Genomic DNA, 1,788 nt, shown 5'->3' with positions numbered 1-1,788 from the left:
AAATGGGTAGACCAGTGATTCCGTAATTTCTTCTTTGGTCCGGCAGGAAGGTCTTTGACGGGAGAAAAGAGTGCTTCCTGTCGATGCTCGTAATTTTCTCTAAACATATTTTTATCCAGCATAGCAACTAAGGGGGTTGAAGCAATGTATAGCTATTGTAAATAATTCTAATAAGTTACTCAATGCTCACTTGTGGCCTATGAGTCGTCAAATCGTGCCCCTTTTTACTGCGCCCTCATCCTCTGGATTCAGCACGCCGTTTGTGACAGCAGTTCGGTAGTACGTTCACTTGTTGCTGAATAGAAGGCGCGTATTCATCGGGTTAGTGGACCTGTATACGCAAAGCGTCTGCTTACGCCACTCGCGAACCTATGTAGCTCAATGACCGTGACACTCTTGTTCCACGTCGACGCGAACGAGTTCGTTCTCGGGCGAATCCTCGCGGGACCGCCACCGATGCAGTACGAACTCGAGAGGATAATTCCGATCGGTCACAGTCCGATGCCCTATCTTTGGGTTACAGGGTCCGACTTCGAGGCGTTCGAACAAAAGGTTCGATCGGACGCGCATATCAAGGGGTTGCGGGCGCTCGATAAAGTCGGAGATTCAGTTCTGTACCGGTTGGAGTACTCGGACGAGTTCGAGAGCCTTCTCGAAGGGATTCTCGAATCAGAAGCGACGGTGCTCGACGCGAGGGGGAACGACGATTGGATGCTCCGGGTCAGGTTTCCCGACCACGAGAAACTCTCGCAGTACTACAACTACCTGAACGACCTGGGGATCACCCTTCGCGTCGATCGAATCTACACCATGGACGAAGACGCCGAACCCGGCCATCAGTTCGGCCTCACACCGGACCAGCGCGAAGCGCTCGTCCTCGCACTCAATGGGGGGTACTTCGCCACGCCGAGCGAGATCACACTCGATGAACTCGCAAATCAACTCGGTATCACGCGCCAGGCGGTCTCGAACCGAGTCCGCCTCGGTAATGAGAAAGTCCTCCACAGTGTGTTGGTTTCGTCAGCCTCCGATTTCTGAGGATATCTGCTGTGAGTGTTCCTGTCCGCTGGAGGCCGAAGAGGTAGCTGGGGCAGTCCGATCAGAGCAGAAGACTAGGAGTGAATCGCTTCCCTATGCCTCCGACGCAAATGAGAGCAGTGCTTCCAATTTTTTGTGTCCGCGATATCGGGTTCTGTTGGATTGAGAATCGTATTCAATAACTCCTGTATCGGCCAGTTTGGGTAGGTGAGCGTGGTGGAGAGACACCTTCGCCCGCTCGGGCGCCTCAAATCCACCGTCTGGGGCGGCCAAGTAATTCGCGAGTTCATCCATTGTCGCCATACGCTTGTCTCGCTCTAGGAAGAAGTGGAGCACTCGCCGCCGATCCTCGCTTCTCAGGACGTCATGGAGTTCGGTGGTCGAACGCGTATCTTCCCTGGGTTCGTGATGGCCTTTCCCCGTCATTCACACCTATATGAATTGGCCATCAAATGTAAGCCCTATTTTTGACTCGTAAAACTCTTTATAGGGAACTGCCGGTCTTCGGTCGACATCCGTCGTCTGGTGACGATTCAACCCCAGTTAGTTCCAGTAATCAACCATCCAAATAATCCTCGTTGGTTTCCTGGACGGCGAAGGTTCACCACCGGACAGACAGGTGAGCGCCGTTTCACACCGGAAGGACACCGAAAGCGAGACGAAGAACCCTACGAACGCTGCGGAGAGTCGAGAAGGTATCGAATTACAGACGTGTCTCTCTCGTGGCTGTCGCTGAGACCACTCTTAGAA

General features: G+C 53.1%; 2 protein-coding genes. One reads left to right on the top strand and one right to left on the bottom strand.

What is annotated here, in order from left to right:
* Positions 1-381: 381 nt before the first annotated feature.
* A complete protein-coding gene (locus ACR3FF_RS26935; RefSeq protein ID WP_458191150.1) occupies positions 382-1,038 on the top strand; it encodes a helix-turn-helix domain-containing protein in 657 nt (218 codons plus the stop codon).
* Positions 1,039-1,131: 93 nt separating this feature from the next.
* On the opposite strand, the gene ACR3FF_RS26930 is transcribed toward ACR3FF_RS26935, so the two are convergent.
* The gene (locus tag ACR3FF_RS26930; protein ID WP_458191149.1) at positions 1,132-1,464 is read right to left on the bottom strand and encodes a DUF7344 domain-containing protein; all 333 of its coding nucleotides are present in this window, start codon (positions 1,462-1,464) and stop codon (positions 1,132-1,134) included.
* Positions 1,465-1,788 lie beyond the last annotated feature (324 nt).

It is taken from the genome of Haladaptatus ordinarius, assembly GCF_054177595.1.
This window is presented reverse-complemented; position numbering and strand designations above follow the sequence as displayed.

Bases quoted from the DNA above. Each gene is read 5' to 3' on its own strand.
- ACR3FF_RS26930 (WP_458191149.1), bottom strand. From the start codon at position 1,464: ATGACGGGGAAAGGCCATCACGAACCCAGGGAAGATACGCGTTCGACC.
- ACR3FF_RS26935 (WP_458191150.1), top strand. From the start codon at position 382: ATGACCGTGACACTCTTGTTCCACGTCGACGCGAACGAGTTCGTTCTC.